We start from the raw sequence: 23906 nt of genomic DNA, 5'->3' as shown, positions 1-23906 counted from the left end.
TCGTTGAAGAACTCCCGTTGATAGCAATGCATCAACGACGCAGAACGCTCACGGTGACGCTCGTTGCAGACAGAGAAGAGAGAGGCTCAGGCCCCGTTGATAACGGGCGGCCCGAGCAGGGCCGCGTTTGCCTTGGCGTCGACGAAGGAGAGGGTGGCGAGGTCTTTGACCTTGCGTGGGTCGAGGTCGGGCTGGAAGGAAAAGTCGTACTCATCGAGCGTTTTGTGGTGCGGCAGCCGAGAGAGCCGCAGGCCCTGGCGGAAGCGGCGGTCGTCCCGGACGGCGAGTTCCTCGGAGAGGACCAGGTCGAGGAAATCGAGGTAGCCGAGCTTGCCCTCGTCCGCGCGTCGGTTGAACTCGTTGATAGTTTCCGCCAGATGGGGCAGGCCGAGCTTCGCGGCCGTGGTGCGGATGCGGTTGCCGGTCAGCTCGCTCACGACGATTCCTTCGGGGTGGGGTGGGTGGTGAAGGGGCGGGTGCCGGTCAGTTCGTCATAGACCGACAACGGCCGGCGGCCGACCTCGACCTGGGTGGCGGCGGCCCGGTTCAGCAGGGCCTGCAAGGGTCCGGCTTCTTCGCCCAGCGGGCGGTGGTGACGCGGCTGGACGGGAATTTCGCCGGTAGTCGTCCGGCGTCCCTTGCCGGTGGGCAGCCCGTCCCAATGTGTTTCCTCGACCACGCGGACCCCGCGGCCGACCGCCCTCGGGTGCATGGCCAGCAGTGTTTCGCCGCCCGAGTCGGGGACCGTGGAATGCAGGCTGACCTGTGATTTCGTGGCCCGGATCTCGACGAGCTGGCGGGGGCGGACCTTGCGTGCGGGCACCGAGTAGAGGTTGCCGCCGAACGCGATCAGACAGTCCTTGCCGACCGGACGCAGGTGCCGTTCGGCCAGCAGATACGGGGCCGGCGGCAGCGTCTTGAGGGCTGTGTGGTCCCGTGCAGCCCGGTGTCCGATCACCTCACGGTGGGTCTTGTGGATCTGTGCCCGCCGCCTGGGCACCCAGGCCGTGAACGCGGCGTCCATCTCCTCGATCGAGGAGAAGGCTCGTCCGGAGAGAACGTGGTCGCGGACGATCAGCACCTGGCGTTCGACCCGGCCCTTGCCGGTGGGCCGGTAGGCGGCCAGCACGTCGATATCGAAGTCGTAGTGCCCGGCGAAGCCCACCGCTTCCGGATGCAGAGGCACCGCCTCACCAGGGGCGACATGCCGGCGCACGACGGTCTTGGTGCGGTCGTAGACGATCGTCATCGGCACCCCGCCGAAGTGCGCAAACGCCCGCCGATGGCAGTCGAAGAAGGTCTCCAGATCCTGGCTCGTGGTGAAGCAGCAGAACGGATCACGGGAGTACGACAAGGTCATGTGGAAGGAATAGACCTTCCCAACGCCCATATGCGTGAGGATCTTGCCCTCGTCACCCCAGTCCACCTGAGCTTGGGCGCCGGGGATCACTTCGAACCGGCGGTGCATACCCGCCAGTTCCTTCGGCGTGATCCCGAGGTCCTCGGCGATCCTGGGGCGGGCCTCCTGAACGTAGAGCTTGACCCGCTGGTAATTCCCGGTGAACCCGTACTCCGCCACCAGCCGTTCGTGGATCACCGCGGCCTTCATCAGGACCTCGGCCCGCAGCATCGCATCGACCAGCGGCGCGAACTCGTCAATCACCCTCGCCCGGGACCGCCCGTTCGGCGACCGCCGCGGCGGCGTCGCCGGGCCCGGCGACGAGAGGTACTTCCGGACCGTCTTGCGATCCAGCCCCGTCTCCCGGGCGATCTCCGACAAGCTCAGCGCCCCGGACTCCAACATCCCCCGGAATCGCCGCAGTTCCAACCAACGCTCCGAGTCCAAGAGCATCGCCAGACCCCTCTCCGCTGCCTCACCAACAAGCAGCAGAGTGCCGAACAACACGCCTCACCGCAGCAACAACTGTCCCTATTCATCCGTACGAAGCTGGGGACGTAACTGTGTACGCCGACAAACGGGCGCACAGTGACTCCTACGCCCGCCTGGTGCGCACCCAGGCGATGAATGTGGCCGCCGAGATGCAGTGGAACCTGATGCCGCCGCTGACCTTCGCGGGCGACCGGGTGGTCTTCAGCGCCGCCATGGAACCCGCCTACCAGGTCAGCGGGGACGCCTTCGATTACGCCGTCGCCGAAGATGTCATCCACCTGGGCCTCTTCGATGCCATGGGCCACGACACGGCCGCCGGGATCACCGCCAACGTCGCCGTGGCCGCCTGCCGCAACAGCCGCCGCCAGGGCGCGAGCCTGACCGACGCCGCCGACCACATCGAACAGGTCCTGATCGAGCAGTTCGGCGGCGACCGCTACACCACCGCGATCCTCGCCGACCTCGATATGACCACCGGGGTGCTCTCCTGGGTCAATTGCGGCCACCACCCGCTCGTGATCTTTCACCCCGACCGCCGTCACACCCACCTGCACGGTGACCACGGCACCCCGCTGGGCACCAACCTAGGGATTCGCACCCCGATGTGCCGCGCTCACCTCGGCCCCGGCGACCGGCTCGTGGCCTACACCGACGGCATCACCGAAGCCCGACGCCCCGGCCGAGGGGAATTCGGACTCGACCGCTTCCTGGACTTCATCACCGCCCACCTCGCCGACGGCATGTCCATCCCCGAAACCCTACGACGCTTGATCCACAGCATCCTCGACTACCACCGCGGCCAGCTCAACGACGACGCCACCGTCCTCCTCCTGCACTGGCACGGACCCACCCCCTTCGACCCCGGCGAGGCCGAAGCACTTGTTGGGCTATCCCACCCCACACCCGCGCCCGCACCGCCCTGACCCTGCCCACACCTGTCTTCCACGCTGGTGGAGCAACCCGCTCGCCGGGATTTGGGGCTCATAACACGTGCGTTACCGGCCCCCGGTGCTGGCAGAGGCAAAGGGCAGGCGGCTGGTATGTGGCCTCCCCAGGAAATACAAGATCAGCACGCGGGTGCAGAGCGATTGCCCGCCGATCCCCTGCAGCGCGCGGTTGAGGGATCGGCGGAGTCTGACGCTGAGCAGATCATGCGGCTTCAGGAGGAGAACGAGCAGCTCAAGCGCGCTACGGAGAGTCGGCCCCGGATCGACATGGCCCGCGGGATCCTGCTGGCTCAGCTCGGCTGCTCGGCTGAGGAGTCGTGGGAGATCTTGGTGGAGGTGTCCCAGCGCAGCAATATCCGGGTGCGTGTCGTGGCCGAGATGATGACGCGGCCGTGATGGGCAAGGACTCTTTTCCGCAGGGCCTGCGGGATCGTCTGAACACCGCGATGGCGCGAAGGTCAGTTAGCGCGCATGGGTCGGAATTGGCGGGGTAGGCGGGTGGCGCTGGCCGGGGAAGGGCTGTGACCTGGGGAGGTTGAACGGTCCTTCCCCGCTCTCGGTTCTCGTTGCGGGCGGATGGGCCAGCCGGGCGATGTCACGGTCGAGGCTTCGCCAGTGGTGGGGGAGAGTGGTGCCCAGAGCCCGATGCGGGCTGCGGCAAGGGGGGATGGTCCCGGCCTTGAGAACGATCAGTCCCCTTCGGCCTCGAGGGAGGCCGACTGTCCGCGCCTGCGGGAACTTCGGCGTGTGATTCGCCTGGTCATGAGGGTGATGGCCGCCCAGGTGATCAGCGATTCGGAGTGCTGGATGAGCCGTTCGTAGTCCCGGGCGTGCCGACGCGCGTGCCTGATCCATGCCGAAGCGATCGTTCGACCACCCAGCGGCGGGGCAGGATGACGAACCCAGGCGTGTTCGGGGGCGGCTGACGGTCTTGGTCAGGTAGCGAACAAGTCGCTGCGTAGAGCAATGCCGGCGAGGTCGTCCGTGGCACGAGCTGAACGAACACTGACGTCAGGAGCGCGATGAGCCGGATATGGGCGGGGATCGACAGCGGCAAGGGCCACCATCACGGCTTGGCGCGGGACGCCGACGGCAAGACCCTGCTGTTGCGGCGGGTGGCCAACGACGAGCCCGAGTTGCTGAAGCTGATCGGCGACGTCCTGGACCTGGCCGACGGCCGCGAGGTCACCTGGGCCATCGACATGACCGGCGGAGAACCCGCGCTGCTGCTGGCCCTGCTGGTCAGCCACGGCCAGGAGGTCCTCTACATGCCCGGCCGCCTGGTGAACCGGGCCTCCGACGGCTACCGCGGCGAGGGCAAGACCGACGCCCGCGACGCCTACGTCATCGCCGACCAGGCCAGGATGCGCCGCGACCTGCGGCCCATCCGCCCCGGCGACGAGGCCGCCATCGAACTCAAGCTGCTGACCGGACGCCGGGCCGATCTGGTCGAGGACCGCACCCGCTCGGTCAACCGCCTGCGCGGCACCCTGCTGAGCATGTTCCCGGCCCTGGAACGGGCCCTGGACGTGACCAACACCGGCCCGCTCAAGCTGCTGACGGGGTACCAGACACCGGCCGCCATCCGACGGACCGGCGTCACACGGCTGACGAAGTGGCTGGCCAACCGCAAGGTCCGCAACGCGAGAACCCTCGCCGAAACAGCCGTTGAGGCCGCCGAGCACCAGCGCACCGCCATCCCGGGGGAGAAGACCATCGCCAAGCTGGTCCACACCCTGGCCGAGGAGGTGATGGCCCTCAACGAGCAGGTCGCCGAAATAGACAAGCTCATCGAGGGCCGGTTTCGCGAGCACGAGCTCGCCGACATAGTCCAGAGTGTCCCAGGCATCGGCGCGACCCTCGGTGCCGAGTTTCTCGCCGCCGTCGGTGGCAGCCTGGACGAGTTCGACTCCCCGGACGCTCTGGCAGCCTTCGCCGGCGTCGCTCCCGCACCGCGCGACTCGGGCAAGGTCAGCGGCAACCTCCACCGGCCGGTCGTCTATCACCGAAGGCTCCAACGGGTCTTCTACACCTCCGCGCTCGTGAGCGTTCGCTGCGACCCGAACTCCCGGAAGTTCTACGACCGCAAACGCGCCGAGGGGAAGAAGCACGTCCAAGCCGTGCTCGCCCTCGCCCGCCGACGCGTCAACGTCATCTGGGCCCTGATCCGTGACCGACGGTGCTACGAGGTCGCACCCCCGGTGACTACAGCCGCTTGACAACAGCATTAGGAAGCGGATTCGCGTAGCACCCGCGGTCGGCGCGGACGCGGGCCGCTGCCATTTGCTGGTGGCGTTGGCTCAGCTCGCTCGGCGGGCGCGCAGCACCCGGTCGTCGGCGTGGTGGGCTGCGCTGGCCGAGCCCGGGGGACGGGGACGCTTGTCGTCGACCTCGATGGTCCAGCCGGCCGCGGCCTTGATCGCCGTCACGAAGTCGTCGATGTGCAGGTAGGCGTCGGGGTCGAACGGGCGATGCCCGTGCTGTGGGTCGCGCATCGCCTCGAGGTCGTGGCTGAGGATGACCAGGGAACCGCCGGGGGCGACGGCGTCGAGCACATTGTGGACGCCGCGCAGGTCGGGCGTACGCGGGATCGACGCGTACGCCGCCGAGACGAGGTCGAACCCGCCCTGTGCCGACCCCTGGGCGAACGGCTCCCAGGCGTTGGCATCGGCCAGCTCGCACGTGACAGTCAGGTCGCGCCGCTCGGCCTCGACCCGGATCCGGTCGAGCGCGCGCGAGGAGATGTCACTCGCGGTCACCTCCCAGCCCTGCTCGGCTAGCCAGATCGCGTCACCGCCCTCGCCGGCGCCGACGTCGAGCGCACGACCGACGGGCAGGTCGGTCACTTCCGCGACCAGCGAGCCGTTCGGGTTGCCGCTCCAGACCGGGTCGTCGGAGTAGCGGTGATCCCAGTCGGCGACGGAGCCGGACGGGCGGGCCGCGGTGCGCACGTCCTCGGCGGCGAGACTCATCGCGACGGTGCCACCGACGCGGCTGCCGTGGGCGGCGGCCGGGAGCACCTGCTGGCTGGGGTCGGTGATGCTGCCGACCGCGTAGACCCCGTCGATGGCGGTGGCGCCCATCGCATCGACCTCGATCACCTCGCCCATGCCGGTCGGGTGCGTGGTGGGGCGCAGCCCGAGCTCGGCGAACGGCTCGGCCCGCGGGTGGAGGCGCGGTACCACGAGCATCGCGTCGGCGTCGACCCGTGATCCGTCGGCCAGCTCGACCCCGGTCAGCCAGCTGTCAGCGTCAGCGAGGACACGTCGTGCCGTGGTGGCAACGCGGACGTCGACACCCGCCGACGTGAGCGTGTGGAGCTCGGACTCGTCGACCTCGACGCCGTCCGCGATCAGCACGGTCAGGTGCGCGGTCAGCTGGCGCAGCAGCGGCGCGACGTGCAGCCCCATCGGATGGGTGACGAGCTGGACCAGCCGCTGGTCGCGCACCTCGTAGCCGTGGCAGAACGGGCAATGGATCACCGCCCGGCCCCAGTGGTCCGCCAGTCCCTCGACCTCGGGAAGCTCGTCGACCAGGCCGGTCGCGACGACGATCCGGCGGGCGACGACGGAGGTGCCCTCGGCGAGCTCGACGACGAAGAGCTCGCCGTCCCGGGCCACCCGCACGGCGCGGCCGGACAGCACCTCGCCCCCATAGCGGCGCACGTCCACGCGACCAGCGGCGAGCAGCTCCGCCGGGTCTGTGCCATCGCGTCCCAGGAAGCTGTGCATGTGCGCCGCAGGCGCGTTGCGCGGCTCGCCGGAGTCGACCACGATCACCGACCGGCGCTGCCGGCCGAGCTGCAGGGCGGCGGCGAGGCCGGCAGCCGATCCGCCGATGACGGCGACGTCGCAGTGGCGGACGACGGTCGGAGCGGCAGGTGCGCCGGAGGTAGCGGGGTCGGTGTGGTGATGGCTCATGTCCTCCACGGTAGAAACCCCTGGCGTTATATGCCAGACTCCTTGCAGAATTCGCAAGGAGTCAACGTGAGTCAACTCGCCGACATCGAGCACGTCGTCCGGACCCGGCTGCGCAGCCTGCGCACCACGCTCGGGCTCTCCCTCGACGAGCTCGCAGCGCGCACCAACCTGAGCCCGTCAGCGATCAGTCGCGTCGAGACCGGGAAGCGCACGATCAGCCTCGACGTACTGCTTCCGCTTGCCACCGGCCTCCAGGTCGGCCTGGACGCACTGCTCGACGTGAGCGGCGACGACGACGTGGTCATCCGCCCCACGCCGAGCCGGATCGAGGGGCGCACGACGTGGGCGCTGAGCAGGCCGGACAGCAGCACGGTCGCGGTGAAGATGCTGGTTGAGCCGACCGCGGCCCGGCCACAGCAGCGCGTTCACCCCGGCCACGACTGGCTGTTCGTGCTCAGCGGGCGGCTCCTACTCCTGCTCGGCGATCGCGAGATCACCGTCGAGGCCGGCGAGGCGGCCGAGTTCGCCACCATGACCCCGCACGCGTTCGCCGCGGTCGACGGCCCGGCTGAGCTGTTGATGATCTTCGACCGCGACGGGCAGCACGCGCACGTGCATCGCGGGAAGGAGTGATGACCTTCTACCGGCCCTCCAAGCAGACGGAGTACGTGCACGTCGACGCCCTGTTCGGCTAGCCCGGCAAGAACACAATCGACTTCGACCTGATCAAGTCCCAGTTCCGCCACCTGATGCGCGTGGCCGTCTCCGTACGCGAGGGCGCCATCTCCTCTTTCACGCTGCTCAAGCGCCTGCGCTCCGGGTCGCGGAAGAACGCCACCTACGCCGCCTTCCGCGAGGTCGGCCGCGTGATCCGCCGCCCAGCTCCTGCGCTACCTCTCCGACGCGCCGCTGCGCCAGCGGGTGACCGCGGCGACCAACAAGGTGGAGTCGTTCAACCGGTTCTCCCAGTGGATCGGCTTCGGCAACCGCGGCGTCATCGCGGACAACGACCCCATCGAGCAGGAGAAGACGATGAAGTTCAACGCCCTGCTCACGAACGCGGTGAACTTCCACAACGCCCTGGACATCGCGGAGATTGTCCGGCAGCTGCTGGAGGAGGGATGGGAGATCGACCCGGAGGACCTGGCGCACATCTCGCCGTACCTGACCGAGCACATCAACCGGTTCGGCGAGTGCAGCACGCACGAACTCGGCATCCAGCCCGACGCGTACGACCCGAAACTCGATGTCGACTTCACCCCGCTGCGCGAGCAGGACCTGACCGCCACCGGCCTCGGTCAGGCCGCTTGACCGACCGCGAGCCTTCTTATGTGCGCACTGGCCGTAAAGTCGAAGCGACGTCCGAAGCCACCTCATATCGCTTCGGACGCCGCTTTTTGCAGTGGCCGGGCGGTCAGGCCCGGGTGCTCATGGTGTCGTACACGTTGCAAGCCCGGGTCCACAGCTCGTCAGTCTCGGGCTTGCCGAGGTGGGCGACAAGTTCGCCACAAAGGAGACGCCCTCCTCGCGGAGCAGGGCCCGAAGACCCTCGTGGCTGATGTCGTCGACCACCCCCTCGGCGACCAGGAAGTCGGCCAGCTTGACCAGGCTCCAGGCCGAGAACGGCAGGCCGTGCTCGGCCGGCCTGGACTTGGCGATCTTCTTGATGTCCCGGCGTTCCGGAAGGGTGAAGGTTCTCGGCCGGCCGCCCTTGTATTTGGGGTAGAGCGCCTCGAAGCCGTCGACGTTGAAGTTGTGGATTACGTCCCGGACCCGGTCCGGGCTCGTAAATGTCACCTCGGCGATCTTCACCACGGACATGCCCTGCGCGGACAGCAGCACCATCTGAGCCCGCCGCCAGGTCACCACCGAACCAGTGCCTCTGCGGATGATCCGCAGCAACCGCCTGCCCGCGTCGTCATCGATCTCCCGGACCCGCACACGTTCAGCCACGTGATCATTCTGACCGCCCTGCGCAGCAATCAAGCAATGCGCCACAACGGGGCGAACGTTGCCTGATGCGGCACTGGAAAGCGTTACCCCGGACTCATGCCGATCCTCGCGTCCATGAGGCGCGAGCTCTGCTCCGCGCGCGTGGGCTTCGCCGGCATCCTCGCCCGGCTCGCCGAGGTGGCGGCGCCCTGATCGTACGGGGCTGGATCGAATGCGGCTGCGACAGCAGTTCCGGGCTGGTGGCCGCACTGCGCGATCCCCGCCTGGCCCGCGCCATCCTGGCCCTGCACCGGCGGCCCGGCCATCACTGGACCGTGGCGGAGCTGGCAGCCGAATGCAATGTCTCCCGGTCCGTCTTCGCCGACCGATTCCAGGCCACAATCGGCATGCCGCCCCTCCGCTACGCCACGGAGCTGCGGATGCTCCTCGCTGGCCAGTGGCTGGCACAGGACACGTTGCCGATCCAGTCCGTGGCGCTGCGCCTCGGCTACACCTCTCAGGCCGCTTTCAGCCGCGCCTTCAAACGCGTCACCGGCCGGTCGCCCGGCGCCAGCAGGAATGCCGCATCCCTCGCCGGTTCCACTTCCCTTGCCGGGGCGGCGAGGCAGGGTGCTGGGTGACTCCGCCGGATCCGCCGCCGCGCTGTGCCGGGGGCGCTGAGGGGTGGCGCTCACCCCCGGGCGAGTGCGCGCTCGGGGGCTGGCCGAACCGTTTCTCGTACGCGACCTCGTACACGACCCTCGTCGCGGGCCAGGAGGCGGCCCGGCGGCGGAGCCAGTACGCGCTCGCCTGCCCGATGGCGCCGTTCGCTGGGCTGAGCGCGGTTCCGGTCCAGCTGAGTGCGTCAACGGTGGCACGTACGTACAACAGCGCGCTGTTCAGGGCCGGTTGACTCCTGTTCTCAGGGGCGGCAATAGGGCGACGGCGGCGCGTGGCGAGCGGCGGGGGGAGGCAGGCGAGGCAGGAGGGGGTCACAGCCGGGTGGCCTTGCGGATCAGTCCGGCCAGGGCTAGGGAGCGGCTGTGCGCCGGCCAGGCGATGTGGGTGACGACGGGTGGCGCGTCGGCCAGGGGGACGGCGGTGTGCTCCGCCCACAGCCAAGCGCGGGCGGAGTCGGGGAAGACGGCGACGGTACGGCCGAGGGCGATCAGCTGGGCGAGCTGCGTCTGGTCGTGGATCTCGGGGCCCGGACCGGGCGGGTACGTGCCGTTGTGGGCCCAGCGGGCGAGTGGGAGGCCGGGGATGTCGCCGACCTCGGCCAAGGACAGAGTCCTGCGCGCGGCGAGCGGGTGCGCGGCGGGCAAGATGGCGATCTGCCCCTCGGTCATCAACTCCTCGCTGTCGAACCCGGCGAGGGAGTTGAACGGCTTGTGCATGAGCGCCACGTCGGCGCGGCCGTCGCGCAGCATCTCTCCCTGCTCGCACGTACCGCTCGGCAGCACCTCGATCTCGGCGGCGTCGGGCTCGGCCGCGTAGGCGTCGAGGAGCTTGCGCAGCAGTTCGTGGGATGCGCCGGCCTTCACCGCCAGCACCAGGCGGTCGCGGGGGCCGCCCGTACCGTCGGCGCCTCCGGCGCGGCGGGTGCGGCGAGCGGCGGCGGTGGCCGCGTCGAGGGCGGCGCGGCCCTCGTGCAGCAGCACTTCTCCGGCGCCGGTCAGGGAGACGCCGCGGCGGTTGCGGTCCAGCAGGGAGACGCCGAGACGCCGCTCGAGCTGCTGGATCGCGCGGGACAGCGGGGGCTGGGCGATGCCGAGGCGTTCGGCGGCGCGGCCGAAGTGCAGTTCCTCGGCTACGGCCAGGAAGTACCTCAGTTCGCGGGTCTCCAAGGCGTCCATGGCCGCAACCGTACCTCGGTGATACCTGTCGGGTATGACAGGGCACTGCATCGGTGTTGGATGCACGCTCGTCCGCGAGCGAGCATCGGCGGTACGAGCGGAACGACGATCGCATCGGCCCCCGGCGTGAGCATCGCGAACAACGGCCCCGTGGCGAACAGCGCTCCGCGGCATCCGGCTCAGCATGAAAGAACCATGAAGAACATGGAAGGCACCACTGATATGAGCACACCCTCCGCCCCACTGCCCGGCGGTACCTGGTCGCTCGGCGACCTGACCGTCACCCGCTTCGGCTACGGCGCCATGCAGCTCGCCGGCCCCGGAGTCATGGGCCCGCCCGCCGATCACGACGGCGCGCTCGCCGTCCTGCGCGAGGCCGCCGACCTCGGGATCACCCATATCGACACCGCCGGCGCGTACGGGCCGCGCTTCACCAACCAGCTGATCCGTGAAGCGCTGAACCCTCACTCCGAACACCCTCAGCACTCCGCACCGCCGCACATCGTGACCAAGGTCGGCGCGGTCCGCGATCAGCAGGGCGGCTGGCCCCCGGCCCGGAAGCCCGATGAGCTGCGCCGCGCAGTCGACGAGAACCTCGAAGACCTCGGTCTCGCCTCCCTCGACGTCGTCAACCTCCGGCTCGGCGACGCTCAGGGGCCCCGGCCCGGCTCGCTCGCTGAGCCCTTCGAGACCCTTGTCGAACTACAGCAGCAGGGCCTGATCCGGCATCTCGGAGTGAGCAACGCGACGGCGGAGCAAGTCGCCGAGGCGCAGACGATCGCGCCGATCGTATGCGTGCAGAACATGTACAACCTCGCCTACCGCCAGGACGACGAACTGATCGACGATCTCGCGGACAAGGGCATCGCCTACGTGCCCTTCTTCCCGCTCGGCGGCTTCACCCCGCTGCAGTCCACGGCGCTCTCCGCCGTGGCCGCCCGGCTGGGCGCGGCGCCGATGTCGGTCGCCCTGGCCTGGCTGCTGAGGCGGTCGCCGAACATCCTGCTCATCCCCGGCACCTCGTCGGTGGCGCACCTGCGCGAGAACGTCGCCGGGGCGGGGCTCCCGCTCTCCGACGAGGAACTCGCCGAGCTGGACAAGATCGGCCGCTAGATCCGGGGCTGTCCCGCCGGTTGCTGTAACCGGTCGTAGCCCCATGGGGTGGTGAATGCGTCCACCATCAGCAGTCCTCGGCCCTGTGCGGCCTCGGCGTGCGGTGTCTGCTGCTGCGGCAGATCGTTCGGTGCGCGGTCGACGACACCGAGGTAGACCTGGTCGTCCGCGGGGCGTTCGACGATGACGCGCACCATGGGGCCTCGGGGGTGCCGGACGGCGTTGGCGACGAGTTCGGAGATCACGAGGTCGGCCGGGTCCGTGGCGTGGTCCAGTTCCCAGGCGGACAGGGACACGCGGACCAGGCACCGGGCCTCGGTCGCTGTCTTCGGCTCGCGGAAGTCTTCTCTGTGCCCGTGTCTGCGGGCGGGCGTCAGCGTGGGCCATGCCGTCAACTCCATCCAGTTGATGGCCACGCCCCGGCGCCGAACGCGAGCTTGGCCACTGCGGGCCGCTTCGAGTCCCTGACGAGAACGACTCCGGTGCTTGCTGCGACCCCTGCGCATTTCACCGCCGTTGCCTGTGATGTAGCTGCTCTTGATCCGAGCAGCCTCGGGCACAGCCGCCTTGCTGTGCTGCACAGTCGACAACGGCCCGCCACGCTCAGAGCCGTGCCCCGCCCCACGGCAGTTGTCGGATGCTGTTGGTCAATTCGGGGCCTTGCGTGACGTCGGCCTTCAAGTCCCGGATGTGGTCTTGAAGGCCGACGTTGTCGTATGGGGTGGGTGCGGATGTCGATGCAGCCGAAGGGATCTGGGGAGATCCCGGCGGTGACGGTGCGGGTGGCGCGGGCCGCGTTCCCGAAGGGGAGCCTGGCGATCCGGGTCCGTGACGAACTGGGGCCGCTGTTCACGGACGAGGAGTTCGTGGACCTTTTCCCGTCACGAGGGCGGCCTGCCTGGTCACCGGGATGCCTTGCGCTGGTGCTGGTGTTGCAGTTCGTCGAGGGATTGACCGACAGGCAGGCCGCGGAGGCGGTCCGGGCCCGGATCGACTTCAAGTACGCCCTCGGGCTCCGACTGGACGATCCTGGCTTCGACTTCTCCGTCCTCTCGGAGTTCAGGGACCGGCTGGTCCAGGCGGACGCCGGACAGCGGATGCTGGACGGCATCCTCGCCGCGGCCCGGGACAAGGGGCTGCTCACCGGCAGAGGCAAGGCCCGTACCGACTCCACGCATGTGCTGTCGGCAGCGCGGGAGCTGGGATGGCTGGAGATGCTCGCCGAAACCCTGCGCTCGGCCCTGAACACGCTCGCCGTCGTCGCTCCCGACTGGCTGTCCGAGGTCGCCGAGCCGGACTGGTTCCGGCCACTACGCCACCCGCGCCGAGGACTCACGGTTCCCCAAGGCCCCGGCCAAGCGGGAGGAGGTCGGCCGGCGGATCGGAACCGACGGGATGCGACTGCTCAAGGCCGTCACCTCGCCCGATGTGCCGACCGTGCTGCGGGCAGTGCCGGAGGCGGAGACCCTGCGGCAGCTGTGGGTGCAGCACTTCCACCTGATCGAGGGCGAGGTGCGACGGCGGGACCAAGCTCCGAGCCGGTGTCGAAGGCACCATCGGGCACGGCGCGGGCAGGGCCCGGGATCAGCCGGTCGGGGCGTTGGCGTAGCCCCACCACACACCGTGCTCCCTGGTCAGTTGGATGTGTACGTGCTTGCCGCCCGTCAGGGTGAGTTCTGCCTCGGACGTGCCGCCCTGAGGTGACCTAAGGCGCTGCAGGATCGGCCGGTTGTCGCGTACGGGTTCGGTACGGGCCGTGACCGGACCGTCTGCCGCCGCCGCGGCGAGGGGACTCAGGAAGTCTGAGGACTCCCGGGTCACCGCCGTCCCGTCGGGGTAGCCGTCGTGCAGTTCGTCGATGCCCTTCACATCCCCGTTCGCCAGGCGCTGGACGAACACCGTCAGGAATGTATGCACCTCTTCGGGCGGACGCTCGCCCTCGTAGACGACGCTCACCTTCGGCGAGGCGGCGAGTGCGTACGGGGTGTCGTCGGTGCGGTTGAACCACCAGACGGCAGCCACGCACAGCACGACGAGGACCGCGGCGGACCCGGCGAGGGCGGTGGTGCGCTTATCAGCGCGGAGTGACATGGGCGATCCAGACTGAGATAGGGGTGGTTACGGCTACGGGCAGCTGCCATGGTCGACATGCGGTAATTGCTGCTGTGCTGCGCGATGGTGACGCTGCCGCCAGACTTGGCGATGACCACAGCCGCGTGCTGGATGGGCTTGTTGCTCTTGAACTTCCAGAAGACCACATCACCCGGTGGCCTGACTGTCGCACTTGCGCCAGGTCACCTTCGCTTCCTTGTTGCGGGCCGCAGCCTCGGCGATCAACCCGTCCATCAGCGGCCGGAAGGTCCCGGCCGCCGCCCAACGCTGGAACACGCCGTAGACGGTCGACCAGGAACCATACCCCGCCAGCACGTCACGCCCGCTCGCACGGAAGATCGCCGGGGTGCTGAAGGTGCCGCAGCCGACCTGCGTGACGACGGGTTCCTACGGTCGTTGGACAGCGCGAACCCATGCCGGGCCCCAAGGCGTCATGCCTGATCGTCCAGGGCAAGGACGGGCAGTGGCACGACGCCAACGAAGCTGCCGACTACCCGGCCTTCAAGTACGGCGACACGGTCAAGTACCGGATCGTGGTCACCAACACCGGGCAGGGCACGCTCAAGAACGTGAAGGTCTCGGACGACAAGTTCCCCGAGCTCGGCGCGTTCACGATCGCTTCCCTGGAACCGGGCAAGAGCCAGTCGCACGAGTTCAGCACCGTGCTGGACAAGTCCGTGTCGGGCACGTTCGTCAACACCGCCTCCGCGACGGCGGACACCCCGCCCGACTCCGAGGTCCCGCCGACCATCCCGCCGGACCCGGCCGGGATCGAGGTGACCAACTACAAGGTCGAGAAGACCGCCGACCCGGCCTCCGGCCAGACCGTGGCCCCCGGTGACAAGGTCACCTACACGGTCAAGGTCACCCAGCAGGGTTCGGCTCCGGCCGACGCCTCGTTCTCGGACGACTTGTCGAAGGTGCTGGACGACGCCGACTACAACGACGACGTCAAGGCCTCGACCGGCACGGCTGAGATCAAGGACGGCGTACTGACGTGGAACGGCACCGTCCCGGTCGGCGGCGAAGCCACGATCACCTACTCCGTGACCGTCAAGGCCGGCGGGGACGCCCAACTCGTCAACACCGTGCTGTCACCCGGCTGCGAGGTCGACGAGGACGGCAGCACCCCCAGCTGCACCACCCACCACGAAATGGGCTCGTACACCTTCTCCAAGTCCTCCGACCCGAAGTCCGGCTCCATCGTCCAGGTCGGTGACAAGGTTACCTACACCGTCACCGTGAACCAGCACGGCAAGGCCGCCATCAAGGACGCCACCATCACCGATGACCTGTCCAAGGTCCTGGACGACGCCACCTACAACGGTGACGTGAAGGCCTCGGCCGGGTCGGCTGAGGTCAAGGACGGCAAGCTCGTCTGGAAGGGCGACCTGCCGGTCGGCGGCAAGGCCACGATCACGTACTCCGTGACCGTGACCGGCGGTGGCGACACCAAGCTGCACAACGTCGTTACCACCGACGACAAGCGCGGCACCTGCGAGACCGAGAAGGGCTGCGAGACCGACCACGCCTACGGCGCCTACACCTTCTCCAAGTCCTCCGACCCCAAGTCGGGTACGGCGGTGAAGAAGGGCGACAAGGTCACCTACACCGTCACCGTCACCCAGAAGGGCAACGGCGACGTCAAGGACGCCACCATCACTGACGACCTGTCCAAGGTCCTCGACGACGCCACCTACAACGACGATGCCAAGGCCTCGTCGGGCGACGTCTCGGCGACCGGCGGCAAACTCGTCTGGAAGGGCGACCTTCCGGTGGGCGGAAAGGCCACGATCACGTACTCCGTGACCGTCAACGCCAACGGCGACGGCCAGCTGCACAATGTCGTCACCACCCCCGACGACAAGCGCGGCACCTGCGAGACGGAGAAGGGCTGCGAGACCGATCACGTCTATGGCTCGTACGTCTTCTCCAAGTCCTCCGACCCGAAGTCGGGTACGGCGGTGAAGAAGGGCGACAAGGTCACCTACACCGTCACCGTCACCCAGAAGGGCAACGGCGACGTCAAGGACGCCACCATCACTGACGACCTGTCCAAGGTCCTCGACGACGCCACCTACAACGACGATGCCAAGGCCTCGTCGGGCGACGTCTCGGTGTCCGACGGCAAGCTCGTCTGGAAGGGCAACCTTCCCGTCGACGGCAAGGCCACCATCATCTACTCCGTGACCGCCACCGGTGGCGGCGACAGCAAGCTGCACAACGTCGTCACCACCCCCGACAACAAGCGCGGCACCTGCGACACCAAGAAGGGCTGCGAAACCGACCACACGGTGCCGCCGGGGAAGACTCCTCCGCCGTCCACCAACGTCCCCCCGCACGGCAACATCCCACCGTCCGGCAACGTCCCGCCCCCCAACAACCCCCAGCCCGCCCCGCAATCGTCCGGGATCCTCGCCCGCACCGGCACCACCGTGCTCATCGCGGCCGCGCTCGGCACGCTGCTCATCCTCGGCGGCCTCTCCCTCACCGTCGCCCTCAGGAGGCGCCAACGCCACAACAACTGAGGTAACCGCACCTGAAAGGGGTGTCCGTGACAGCCAGTCACGGACACCCCTTCAAGGTCTCCCCACGGCGCTACGTAGCACGGCCCGGTACACCCCAGAGCCGGGCCCGCCTTGTATACAGCCCGTACGCGCGCCTTGACCAGCATTACCAAGCGACGCGGCCATCCCCGCCCACCCCGAAGTCGACCGGGGGCAGCTACGCACGGCAAAGAAGGGCCGGCACTCCCCGCTCGCGTCGCCGCGCCCGGCGCTGACGTCCGCCTGAACCTGCAGAGACCCCATACAGCGCTAAGCCTCGATCCAACGACGCGGTCTGAATGTGATCTGCTGACGGGTTTCTGAGCCGGTTTCGGGTCGGTGAGTGTGGATGGGCAGGCGGTATTTGCTGGTCTGCCCAGCTTCTCCACGGGTTCGGTTCCGGTTGGGCCCTGGCGGGGTGGGCCGGGCAGAGGCGGTCAGGCTGGTTCGGGCGGGCGGTGGACGGTGTCGAACAGCCGTGTCCAGGCCTCTCGCCAGGGCCAGTTGTACGGTAGGTGCAGGGTGATACGCCGTGCGGAGCGGGCGATCCGGCCCGGAACCTGGATCAGGTGGGCGCGGAGGGTGGCGGTGGTTGCCTTGGCGTGGAAGGCGGAGGTCAGTGTGCCGGCGGCCCGCAGCAGGTTGTAGGCCATCGCCCACAGGGTGAGCCAGGCGGCGTTGGCGTGGAACTTCCCTGACGGCAGGTGGGCGAGGGCTCCGGCTTTGCTGTCCGCGATGACCTGCTCGACGACGGCGTGGTGACGGTGTTCCCGCTCGGCTTGGAGGGTTGCGGCAGGGGTGTCGGTGAAGAACGGGTGGTGGCGCCAGATCGGGAACAACTCGCCCTGCTTTCCGACGATCGCGGGTTTGGCCAGGTCACGGACCCGGCGCACGATCAGCCGGGCCGTGACTCGCTCCGATTTCGTCCGGCTGGCGAACGCCGTGTATGCGGGGGCCCGGCCCGTGCCGGAATGGGGCGCACGGGCAAGGCCCCGGCCCCGCCGATGCCACCGGCCTGACCGGCGCCTTCACGGATGCTCTGCGTCGGCTGCGACCGCGTGGCACCGGGCACGATCCCGGCCGGATCGCGGTCGATCTCGCGGTCATGCTCGCCGACGGCGGCGAGGCGATAGCGGACCTGGCCCTGCTGCGCGACCAGGCGGAGGTGTTCGGCCCCGTCGCCTCCGCTCCGACCGCCTGGCGCCTTCTGGCCGGCATCAACTCGGCTGCACTCGCCCGCCTGCGCTCGGCCAGGGCCACCGCCCGGGAGGTCGCCTGGCTGCAAGCCGCCGAGACCAGGGCAGGGATACCCGCAGCCCGTGCGCGCGGACGCGACCTGCCCGGCCTTGTCCTGGACCTCGACGCCACCCTGGTTACCTGCCACTCCGAGAAAGAGCAGGCAGCGGCGACCTACAAGCGCGGCTTCGGCTACCACCCGCTGCTGTGCTTCCTGGACAACACCGGCGAAGCCCTGGCCGCAGTCCTCAGGCCCGGCAACGCCGGCGCCAACACCGCCGCCGACCACATCACCGTCCTCGCCCAGGCGCTTGGCCAGCCTGATGGAGGACGCTGCGAAGGTCTCTGCCAACGGGCGGTGCCGCCGCCGCGGATGCCGCGAACTCTTCGCCCGGGCCCTGGCGTTGAGCTTCCTTGGCGGCTGCCGCGACCGCAGCGCGAAGTCGCGCGCTCGCGGCACGGCGGGCCGATTTCCGGGAGGCTTTACCGAGTGAGCGGGTCCGGTGCGTCCGGGAAGCTCACCTCGATACGCAGGCCGCCTTGCGGGCCTGGCGCCGCGGTCAGTGCTGCGCCGTGGGCGTTGGCGATGGAACGGACGATGGACAGGCCGAGGCCGTGGCCGGTGTTGTGGCCAACGCGGTCCCGGGCCAGTCGGCGGAAGGGCTCGAAGAGGTCGTCCAGCCGGTCGGCGGGTACCTCGGGGCCGGTGTTGGTGACGGTGAGGGTTCGGCGGTCCAGGGCAAGAGAGACCCGGCCGCCGGGGTGGTTGTAGCGGATGCCGTTGCCGAGCAGGTTGCCGATCAGATGACGGAGCAGCACGGGGTCGCCGTCGACGGCCGCGGGCGGCCCGTACACCGCCACGTCCACGGTCATCTCGCGTTCCTTGGCCTGGGCGGACTGCTCGGCGGCCGACTGCCGGGCCAGGTCCGCCAGGTCCACCTGCTCGGTCTCCGCCAGGCCCCGGTCACTGCGGGCCAGCAGCAGCAGCGCGGCGATCAGCTTCTCCGCGTCGCGGTTGGTGGCCAGCAGATCCTCGCGAACCTCGGCCAGGCCGTCGGGCAGGGGATCGGCCAGTCCCACCTCCAGGCTGGTGCGCTGGACGGCGAGCGGGGTACGCAGTTCGTGCGAGGCGTTGGCGACGAAGCGGCGCTGGCTGTCGAATGCCTTCTGCAGCCGGTCGAGCATGCCGTCGAAGGTGTCGGCAAGGCGGTGCAGCTCGTCGTCCGGGCCGGTAAGGGCGAGGCGTTCGTGGAGGTTCAAGTCGCCGATCCGGCGGGCGGTGTCGGCCATCACTGAGATCGGCCGCACCGCGCGCCCGGCCAGCCACCAGCCGGTGAGGGCTGCGAGCAGGGCCATGATGACCAGTCCGACCCCCGACCAGAGCAGCATCTGCTGCAAAGCGGTGTCCTGGACGGCCTGAATGGTCCAGTTCGCACGCTGGACCGCGATGCCCTCGCCGAAGTCGCGGCCCGCCGGGGCGTTTGGAACGCGTCCGGCTTCGAGCGCCGACCAGGCCTCCTCGTACGTACTCGAGCCAGGTGGCAGCGGAGTGATCTGCATGCCCTGCACCTCCTGCGCCGTCCCGTACCGGGCGAGCAACACGACAAAGGCCAGCAGACCCGCTCCGGTCAGTAGGAACAGCCCCCCGATGGCCGCCGCCAGCCGGGCGCGGAACGGCAGGCGGGCTAGTGCCCGGCGCGGGCTGAACCGGGCGAGGGCGATGCGCGGGCTCAGCCAGGGCGGGCTCAGTCGCACAGCCGGTAGCCCTGCCCTGTATCGGCGAGGATCGTGTCCGGGCCGCCGAGCTTGGCGCGCAGCCGGCTGACCGTAGCCCTGACGGCGCTGGTGCGCGGGTCAAGATTCTTGTCCCAGATGGTGCGGACCAGCTCGCGGTGCGGCACCGCCTGGCCGCGGGCCTCCATCAGCATCTGCAGCACGGCGAACTCCTTCGGCGTCAGTTCCACCAGGCGCCCGTCCACCCGGACCTCGCGCCTGGCCCGGTCCAGCGAGATCCCCTCATGGTGCAGGACGACCGGCGGCGGCTTGGGGGCGCGCCGGGCCAGGGAGCGGATCCGGGCTAGCAGCTCGGCGAAGTCGAACGGCTTGGCCAGATAGTCGTCGGCGCCCAGCCGTTCGAGGCCGTAGACCTTGTCCTCGATCGAGTCGGCTGCCGTCAGCATCAGGATGCGTGGGGGATCCCGGAGCTCGCGCAGCCGCCGGCAGACCTCGTCGCCGCTCATCACCGGCAGATCGCGGTCCAGGACCAGCACGTCGTAGTCGGTAAGCAGACAGCGCTGCTCTGCCTCGTCGCCGGAGCCTACGATGTCCACGGCCATCGAGGCGCGGCGCAGACCGGTGGCGATGGTGCGTGCCAACACGTGGTGGTCTTCAGCTACTAGAACCCTCATGAGCGCTATGGAATCAGGCACAGGATTGCGCGGAGATAAAGGCGAATCATCGCGCATGTCCTTATCTCGCCGTCACGTGCTTATGCCGCTGCAACACGCTTATCCAACTGTAAGCGGCCACCTGTTCTCCTCGGTGCATGAACTTCGTCAAGCGGGCCGGGCTCAGCCTGATCGCGCGAACTGGTAAATCGGCACTACTACTGGGGATCTTCCTGGTGGTGTGCACGCTGCTGCTGGGCGGCTTCATGCTGCAGGGCGCCGTGGCACGGCAGGAGGCCGGGGCGCAGCGCAAGATCGGTGTGGACGTTACCGTGCGGGGCGACAAGCTGACGGCGGACGCGGCCGCGAAGCTGGGCGCCTCGCCGCTGGTGGAGCGGTACAACCTGGTGCTGGGCGGGACCTCGCGGGCGCCGGGGCTGAAGCTGCTTCAGCCGGACGCGCCGCGACCGCCGGAGAGCAGGTCGCAGGACGACGGACCGGGGCTGACCGGGCTGTGCGAGTCAGAGATGCTGCTGGACTTCGCGACCGGCCATACCAAGCTGGTCGACGGCCGGCCGATCACCGCGAGGGACGCGGACCACAAGGTCGTGCTGATCGACAAGCAACTGGCCGAGAAGAACGGCCTCAAGGTCGGGGACAAGATCAAGCTGACCTCTCCGGACGGCAAAGGGCAGGCGTCGTACGACGTCGTCGGCATCTTCCAAGCGCCACGGGAAGGCGGCGGAGGCCTCTGGCGGAAGCCGGCCGAGCTGCCCGCGAACCAGATCTACGCCCCCCTCGCCGCCCTCGCTCCGCTGAGCATGGGAGACAAGCTCGGCGAAGCGGTCTTCAAGCTCTCCTCGCCGGAGAAGGCCCGGGTGCTGCACGCCGAGGCCAAGCGGCAGCTGGGCGGCGACGGCTTCCGCTTTGACGTCAACGACAAGGCGTTCCGCGAGCAGGTGCAGCCGCTGCGCAAGGTAGGCGCCTTCGCCGGTGTGTTTGTGTGGCTGATCGCCGGCGCGGGCACTGTGATCCTCGGCCTCATCGTCACCCTCACCATCCGCGAGCGCCGCGACGAGCTGGGCATGCTGCTCTCCCTCGGCGAGAAGAAGTGGAAGCTCATCGGCCAGCACACCGTGGAGGTCGCGGCCGTGGCAGTGCCGGCGGTCGCCGTGGCGGCCCTGGCCGGAGCGGCCTTCGGCCCGGATGCCGGCGCCAAGGTTCTCACCGCGCCGGACACCGCGGCCCAACCCGGCCCACCGACAGCGCAACTGCCGCCGCCCGAGATGCGGATGCAGAGCGGCGACCTCGGCAAGGTGGCCGGCCTCGGCCTCGGTATCTCGCTGGTGTCCACCGTGATCCCAGGTATCGGCATCCTGCGCCTCCACCCCCGATCGATCCTCACCGACAGTGAATAGGCGCGTCGGCGACATGACTGAGCGAGTTAGGCGAAATCCGACATGAACTTCCTCAAACGGGCCGGCCTGAGCCTGTGGTTCCGCAAGGGCAAGACCCTGATCATGCTGGCAACCTTCCTGGCCATCTCGGCGATGGTGCTCGGTGGCGTACTGATCCGGGACGCCACGGTCCGGGCCGGTGACGCCGCCAAGAACAAGATCGGCGCCGACGTCACCATGGGCATGGACATGAACAAGCTGACCCAGAGTGGGGGCATGCCCCAAGCGCCGCAGATCACCACCTCGACCGTGGACAAGATCGCCGACTCGCCGCTAGTCAAGCGGTACAACTACCAGTCCTACTACCCCACAGGCTTCACCGACGACGTGACGTACGAGGGCGCGTCCGAAGCGAAGGCGGATCCCAGCTCTGGCATGCCCCCCCTGGTCGTCGGGGCCTTGGAATCCGACGCGATGCCCGGATTCAGCAGCGGCTCGCAGAAACTGCTGGACGGCAAGCCGATCACCAGGGCGGACCGGGACCGAACAGTGGTCCTCATCGAGGAGCGGTTCGCCAAACGGAACAACCTCAAGACCGGGGACAAGCTCAAGCTCGGCCGGATCGAGGCGGACGCGTCCACCGGCCAGGAGAAGGTCGCCGAGTACATAGAGTTCACCGTGGCCGGCATCTACCGCGACTCCGCCGAGCAGGACCCGGACTACCTCACCCCCGCCGGGAATGGCCTCATCACCCCGATCGGCGCCGCGGCCAAGCACCTGGGAGGCGGCCAGAGCGAGGCAGTGACCGTCAGCAAAGCCACCTTCACCCTCGACAACCCGAATGATCTGAAGGCCTTCGAGAAGCAGGCCAAGGACAAGGCCGCTGCCGAGCTCGACGGCTTCGCCTTCATGATCAACGACAAGGCCGTGAAGCAGATGACCGGCCCGCTGTCGGCCGTCGCCTCCTCCGCCACCGCCGCGATGTGGCTGATCGGCATCGCGGGCGCCGCGGTGCTGGCACTGCTGACCACCCTGGCGGTCAAGCAGCGCCGCAAGGAGTTCGGCGTACTGCTGTCGATGGGTGAGCAGAAGTGGAAGCTCGTCGCCCAGCAGGTCACCGAGATCGTGGTGGTCGCCACACTGGCCATCGGGCTCAGCTCGCTGTTCGCCGAACAGCTCACCCAGAAGGCCGCCGGCTCCATGGTGAGCAGTGAGGCGAGCGCCGCCCAGAAGAAGCTCAACGCCTGGAAGCCCCCGCCGCCCGGCTCCACGGGCCTGAGCGAAGGCATCGACATGAACGACAAGCCGGTAGAGGGCGCCGACCCCATCGACAAGATCACCGTCCGGCTCGACAACGGCGCCCTGGCCACCGTGGCCGGCGTGGGCCTGGGGATCGGCCTACTGGCCACCACCATCCCCGCCGCATCCGTACTGCGCCTGTCCCCCCGCACCATCCTCTCGAAGGGCAAATGACCATGACCAGTGCCACCCTGCCCCCCGCGCCGGTGCTGCAGATCACCGGACTCAGCCATACCTACGCCGGGCAGCGTCGCAAGACCACCGTGCTCAAGCAGATCGACTACAGCTTCGAACGCGGCATCTTCTACACCGTCCTGGGCCCGTCGGGCAGCGGCAAGACCACCCTGCTGTCCCTGGCCTCGGGCCTGGACGCCCCCACCCAGGGCTCGATCCGCTTCGACGGCCAGGACTTGGAGAAGATCGGCCTGGGCCGGTACCGCAACAAGCACGTGGCCACCATCTTCCAGCAGTACAACCTGCTCACCTACATGACCGCAGCGCAGAACGTCACCACCGCCATGGAGATCACCGGCGTCAAGGTCCGCAACAAGAAGGCCCGCGCCCTGGCGCTGCTGGAGAAGGTGGGCCTGGACAAGCACCAGGCCACCCGCAGCGTCATGCAGCTCTCCGGCGGCCAGCAGCAGCGCGTCGCCATCGCCCGCGCCCTGGCCTGCGACGTCGATATCCTCTTCGCCGACGAACCCACCGGCAACCTGGACGAAGACACCGCCCAGGGCATCATCGGCATCTTCCAGGAACTGGCCCACGACCAGAACAAGTGCGTCGTGGTCGTCACCCACTCCCAGCAACTAGCCGCCCAGTCCGATACCACCCTGACCCTGCGCAAGGGCAGGATCACCTCCACCCCGCATCGGGGTCACTGAGATGCGCGGCACGTGGACTGCCGCGGTGGCCGCGGTGCTGCTGGCGGCCACCCTCACGGCTTGCGGTTCGGATAACGAGCCAGACGGCGAGCGGCCGCCGAGCTCCCAGGGCAGCGATCCAGGCCAGAGTAGCGGCGGTGACGCACCCGACGACTACCAGGACAGGTTCGTGCGCTACCAGCAGTGCCTACGGGACAACGGCTTCGGCACCGACATCGAGGGCGACCTGAACCCGGGCTCCGGGGACGCGAACACGCTCGAAGAGGCCGCCGAGAAGTGCAAGGTCCTCAACCCGTCGCAGCTCGGCGGTTAACAACCGTCGCCGGTGCGTCCCGGATCGGGTGGTGCCACCCCGGCCCGGGACCCACCCGCGCGGTGAGGGCGAG

At 68.8% G+C, this 23906-nt stretch carries 22 protein-coding genes and 6 pseudogenes; 16 read left to right on the top strand and 12 right to left on the bottom strand.

Going from position 1 to position 23906, the window contains the following annotated elements; translation table 11 throughout:
• Positions 1-104 precede the first annotated feature (104 nt).
• Together ACF08M_RS13285 and istA are read right to left on the bottom strand one after the other, a co-directional pair.
• Positions 105-437, bottom strand: a pseudogene (locus ACF08M_RS13285) (ATP-binding protein); the annotation flags it as partial.
• Positions 434-1852 (bottom strand): IS21 family transposase, encoded by a 1419-nt coding sequence (istA, locus tag ACF08M_RS13280; protein WP_392185353.1) that lies wholly within the window; start codon positions 1850-1852, stop codon positions 434-436. The gene istA and the pseudogene ACF08M_RS13285, both read right to left, overlap by 4 nt.
• Positions 1853-1962: 110 nt before the next feature.
• On the opposite strand from istA, the gene ACF08M_RS13275 reads away from it, so the two are divergent.
• Both ACF08M_RS13275 and ACF08M_RS13270 read left to right on the top strand, forming a co-directional pair.
• Positions 1963-2814: a PP2C family protein-serine/threonine phosphatase gene (locus ACF08M_RS13275; protein WP_392185352.1), complete on the top strand. Its 852-nt coding sequence runs from the start codon at positions 1963-1965 to the stop codon at positions 2812-2814.
• 228 nt (positions 2815-3042) lie between these two features.
• Positions 3043-3234 carry an ANTAR domain-containing protein gene (locus tag ACF08M_RS13270; protein ID WP_392185351.1) on the top strand — a complete coding sequence of 64 codons (192 nt, stop codon included), beginning with the start codon at positions 3043-3045 and terminating at the stop codon, positions 3232-3234.
• A 347-nt stretch (positions 3235-3581) separates the two neighbouring features.
• Here the strand turns inward: ACF08M_RS13270 and ACF08M_RS13265 are convergent.
• A pseudogene (locus tag ACF08M_RS13265) lies at positions 3582-3771 on the bottom strand (transposase); the annotation flags it as partial.
• Between the two features lie 89 nt (positions 3772-3860).
• Between ACF08M_RS13265 and ACF08M_RS13260 the strand changes: the two are divergent.
• Positions 3861-5057, top strand: a complete 1197-nt coding sequence (locus tag ACF08M_RS13260) for an IS110 family transposase (RefSeq protein WP_392185350.1) — start codon at positions 3861-3863, stop codon at positions 5055-5057.
• A gap of 81 nt (positions 5058-5138) precedes the next feature.
• Here ACF08M_RS13260 and ACF08M_RS13255 read toward each other — a convergent pair whose 3' ends face one another.
• Positions 5139-6758: an FAD-dependent oxidoreductase gene (locus ACF08M_RS13255; RefSeq protein ID WP_392185349.1), complete on the bottom strand. Its 1620-nt coding sequence runs from the start codon at positions 6756-6758 to the stop codon at positions 5139-5141.
• A 66-nt stretch (positions 6759-6824) separates the two neighbouring features.
• On the opposite strand from ACF08M_RS13255, the gene ACF08M_RS13250 reads away from it, so the two are divergent.
• The 3 genes and pseudogenes from ACF08M_RS13250 (at position 6825) to ACF08M_RS13240 (ending at position 8069) form a co-directional block, all read left to right on the top strand.
• A complete protein-coding gene (locus ACF08M_RS13250; RefSeq protein ID WP_392185348.1) occupies positions 6825-7391 on the top strand; it encodes a helix-turn-helix domain-containing protein in 567 nt (188 codons plus the stop codon).
• 77 nt (positions 7392-7468) lie between these two features.
• Positions 7469-7621, top strand: a pseudogene (locus tag ACF08M_RS13245) (Tn3 family transposase); the annotation flags it as partial.
• 22 nt (positions 7622-7643) lie between these two features.
• Complete coding sequence (locus ACF08M_RS13240; RefSeq protein ID WP_392185524.1) at positions 7644-8069, top strand: Tn3 family transposase; 426 nt, start codon at positions 7644-7646, stop codon at positions 8067-8069.
• Between the two features lie 198 nt (positions 8070-8267).
• Here the strand turns inward: ACF08M_RS13240 and ACF08M_RS13235 are convergent.
• Positions 8268-8711 (bottom strand): annotated as a pseudogene (locus ACF08M_RS13235) (helix-turn-helix domain-containing protein); the annotation flags it as partial.
• Between the two features lie 239 nt (positions 8712-8950).
• Between ACF08M_RS13235 and ACF08M_RS13230 the strand changes: the two are divergent.
• Positions 8951-9331, top strand: a complete 381-nt coding sequence (locus ACF08M_RS13230) for a helix-turn-helix transcriptional regulator (protein ID WP_392185347.1) — start codon at positions 8951-8953, stop codon at positions 9329-9331.
• The gene (locus ACF08M_RS13225) at positions 9328-9603 is read left to right on the top strand and encodes a hypothetical protein (RefSeq protein WP_392185346.1); all 276 of its coding nucleotides are present in this window, start codon (positions 9328-9330) and stop codon (positions 9601-9603) included. The genes ACF08M_RS13230 and ACF08M_RS13225 overlap by 4 nt, the downstream gene beginning before the upstream one ends.
• A 79-nt stretch (positions 9604-9682) precedes the next feature.
• Here ACF08M_RS13225 and ACF08M_RS13220 read toward each other — a convergent pair whose 3' ends face one another.
• Positions 9683-10546 (bottom strand): LysR family transcriptional regulator, encoded by an 864-nt coding sequence (locus tag ACF08M_RS13220; protein ID WP_392185345.1) that lies wholly within the window; start codon positions 10544-10546, stop codon positions 9683-9685.
• A gap of 222 nt (positions 10547-10768) precedes the next feature.
• Between ACF08M_RS13220 and ACF08M_RS13215 the strand changes: the two genes are divergently transcribed.
• Positions 10769-11659, top strand: coding sequence for an aldo/keto reductase family oxidoreductase (locus ACF08M_RS13215; protein WP_392185523.1), 891 nt, complete (start codon positions 10769-10771; stop codon positions 11657-11659).
• Here ACF08M_RS13215 and ACF08M_RS13210 read toward each other — a convergent pair.
• Positions 11656-12075, bottom strand: a complete 420-nt coding sequence (locus ACF08M_RS13210; protein ID WP_392185344.1) for an ATP-binding protein — start codon at positions 12073-12075, stop codon at positions 11656-11658. The genes ACF08M_RS13215 and ACF08M_RS13210 overlap by 4 nt on opposite strands.
• Positions 12076-12390: 315 nt before the next feature.
• On the opposite strand from ACF08M_RS13210, the pseudogene ACF08M_RS13205 reads away from it, so the two are divergent.
• Positions 12391-13186 (top strand): annotated as a pseudogene (locus tag ACF08M_RS13205) (transposase); the annotation flags it as partial.
• A 57-nt stretch (positions 13187-13243) separates the two neighbouring features.
• On the opposite strand, the gene ACF08M_RS13200 reads toward ACF08M_RS13205, so the two are convergent.
• Both ACF08M_RS13200 and ACF08M_RS13195 read right to left on the bottom strand, forming a co-directional pair.
• Positions 13244-13750: a hypothetical protein gene (locus ACF08M_RS13200; protein ID WP_392185343.1), complete on the bottom strand. Its 507-nt coding sequence runs from the start codon at positions 13748-13750 to the stop codon at positions 13244-13246.
• A 168-nt stretch (positions 13751-13918) separates the two neighbouring features.
• Positions 13919-14047, bottom strand: a complete 129-nt coding sequence (locus ACF08M_RS13195; RefSeq protein WP_392185342.1) for a hypothetical protein — start codon at positions 14045-14047, stop codon at positions 13919-13921.
• Between the two features lie 137 nt (positions 14048-14184).
• Here ACF08M_RS13195 and ACF08M_RS13190 point away from each other — a divergent pair, with 137 nt between their 5' ends.
• Positions 14185-16299 carry a hypothetical protein gene (locus ACF08M_RS13190; RefSeq protein ID WP_392185341.1) on the top strand — a complete coding sequence of 705 codons (2115 nt, stop codon included), beginning with the start codon at positions 14185-14187 and terminating at the stop codon, positions 16297-16299.
• A 455-nt stretch (positions 16300-16754) separates the two neighbouring features.
• On the opposite strand, the gene ACF08M_RS13185 is transcribed toward ACF08M_RS13190, so the two are convergent.
• Positions 16755-17210, bottom strand: coding sequence for a transposase (locus tag ACF08M_RS13185; RefSeq protein ID WP_392185340.1), 456 nt, complete (start codon positions 17208-17210; stop codon positions 16755-16757).
• A 107-nt stretch (positions 17211-17317) separates the two neighbouring features.
• Here ACF08M_RS13185 and ACF08M_RS13180 point away from each other — a divergent pair.
• Positions 17318-17887, top strand: a pseudogene (locus ACF08M_RS13180) (transposase); the annotation flags it as partial.
• A gap of 149 nt (positions 17888-18036) precedes the next feature.
• Here the strand turns inward: ACF08M_RS13180 and ACF08M_RS13175 are convergent.
• On the bottom strand, positions 18037-19308 hold the full coding sequence (locus tag ACF08M_RS13175; RefSeq protein ID WP_392185339.1) for a sensor histidine kinase: 1272 nt from the start codon (positions 19306-19308) through the stop codon (positions 18037-18039).
• Positions 19299-19961, bottom strand: a complete 663-nt coding sequence (locus ACF08M_RS13170; protein ID WP_392185338.1) for a response regulator transcription factor — start codon at positions 19959-19961, stop codon at positions 19299-19301. The genes ACF08M_RS13175 and ACF08M_RS13170 overlap by 10 nt, the downstream gene beginning before the upstream one ends.
• A gap of 137 nt (positions 19962-20098) precedes the next feature.
• On the opposite strand from ACF08M_RS13170, the gene ACF08M_RS13165 reads away from it, so the two are divergent.
• Genes ACF08M_RS13165 through ACF08M_RS13150 form a run of 4 tightly spaced genes read left to right on the top strand, consistent with a single transcriptional unit; the run spans position 20099 to position 23833 of the window.
• Positions 20099-21358 (top strand): ABC transporter permease, encoded by a 1260-nt coding sequence (locus tag ACF08M_RS13165; RefSeq protein ID WP_392185337.1) that lies wholly within the window; start codon positions 20099-20101, stop codon positions 21356-21358.
• Between the two features lie 42 nt (positions 21359-21400).
• Positions 21401-22810 carry an ABC transporter permease gene (locus ACF08M_RS13160; protein WP_392185336.1) on the top strand — a complete coding sequence of 470 codons (1410 nt, stop codon included), beginning with the start codon at positions 21401-21403 and terminating at the stop codon, positions 22808-22810.
• Between the two features lie 2 nt (positions 22811-22812).
• Complete coding sequence (locus ACF08M_RS13155; protein ID WP_392185335.1) at positions 22813-23520, top strand: ABC transporter ATP-binding protein; 708 nt, start codon at positions 22813-22815, stop codon at positions 23518-23520.
• A 1-nt stretch (position 23521) separates the two neighbouring features.
• Positions 23522-23833, top strand: a complete 312-nt coding sequence (locus ACF08M_RS13150; RefSeq protein WP_392185334.1) for a hypothetical protein — start codon at positions 23522-23524, stop codon at positions 23831-23833.
• Positions 23834-23906 lie beyond the last annotated feature (73 nt).

Source organism: Streptomyces sp. NPDC015032 (genome assembly GCF_043080425.1).
Classification (GTDB): domain Bacteria; phylum Actinomycetota; class Actinomycetes; order Streptomycetales; family Streptomycetaceae; genus Streptomyces.
This window is presented reverse-complemented; position numbering and strand designations above follow the sequence as displayed.

What these genes read in the sequence shown, in the direction of transcription:
- istA (WP_392185353.1), bottom strand. Translation starts at nt 1,852, where the DNA reads ATGCTCTTGGACTCGGAGCGTTGGTTGGAACTGCGGCGATTCCGGGGG.
- ACF08M_RS13270 (WP_392185351.1), top strand. Translation starts at nt 3,043, where the DNA reads ATGCGGCTTCAGGAGGAGAACGAGCAGCTCAAGCGCGCTACGGAGAGT.
- ACF08M_RS13260 (WP_392185350.1), top strand. Translation starts at nt 3,861, where the DNA reads ATGAGCCGGATATGGGCGGGGATCGACAGCGGCAAGGGCCACCATCAC.
- ACF08M_RS13255 (WP_392185349.1), bottom strand. Translation starts at nt 6,758, where the DNA reads ATGAGCCATCACCACACCGACCCCGCTACCTCCGGCGCACCTGCCGCT.
- ACF08M_RS13220 (WP_392185345.1), bottom strand. Translation starts at nt 10,546, where the DNA reads ATGGACGCCTTGGAGACCCGCGAACTGAGGTACTTCCTGGCCGTAGCC.
- ACF08M_RS13215 (WP_392185523.1), top strand. Translation starts at nt 10,769, where the DNA reads ATGAGCACACCCTCCGCCCCACTGCCCGGCGGTACCTGGTCGCTCGGC.
- ACF08M_RS13200 (WP_392185343.1), bottom strand. Translation starts at nt 13,750, where the DNA reads ATGTCACTCCGCGCTGATAAGCGCACCACCGCCCTCGCCGGGTCCGCC.
- ACF08M_RS13190 (WP_392185341.1), top strand. Translation starts at nt 14,185, where the DNA reads ATGCCGGGCCCCAAGGCGTCATGCCTGATCGTCCAGGGCAAGGACGGG.
- ACF08M_RS13170 (WP_392185338.1), bottom strand. Translation starts at nt 19,961, where the DNA reads ATGAGGGTTCTAGTAGCTGAAGACCACCACGTGTTGGCACGCACCATC.
- ACF08M_RS13165 (WP_392185337.1), top strand. Translation starts at nt 20,099, where the DNA reads ATGAACTTCGTCAAGCGGGCCGGGCTCAGCCTGATCGCGCGAACTGGT.
- ACF08M_RS13160 (WP_392185336.1), top strand. Translation starts at nt 21,401, where the DNA reads ATGAACTTCCTCAAACGGGCCGGCCTGAGCCTGTGGTTCCGCAAGGGC.
- ACF08M_RS13155 (WP_392185335.1), top strand. Translation starts at nt 22,813, where the DNA reads ATGACCAGTGCCACCCTGCCCCCCGCGCCGGTGCTGCAGATCACCGGA.
- ACF08M_RS13150 (WP_392185334.1), top strand. Translation starts at nt 23,522, where the DNA reads ATGCGCGGCACGTGGACTGCCGCGGTGGCCGCGGTGCTGCTGGCGGCC.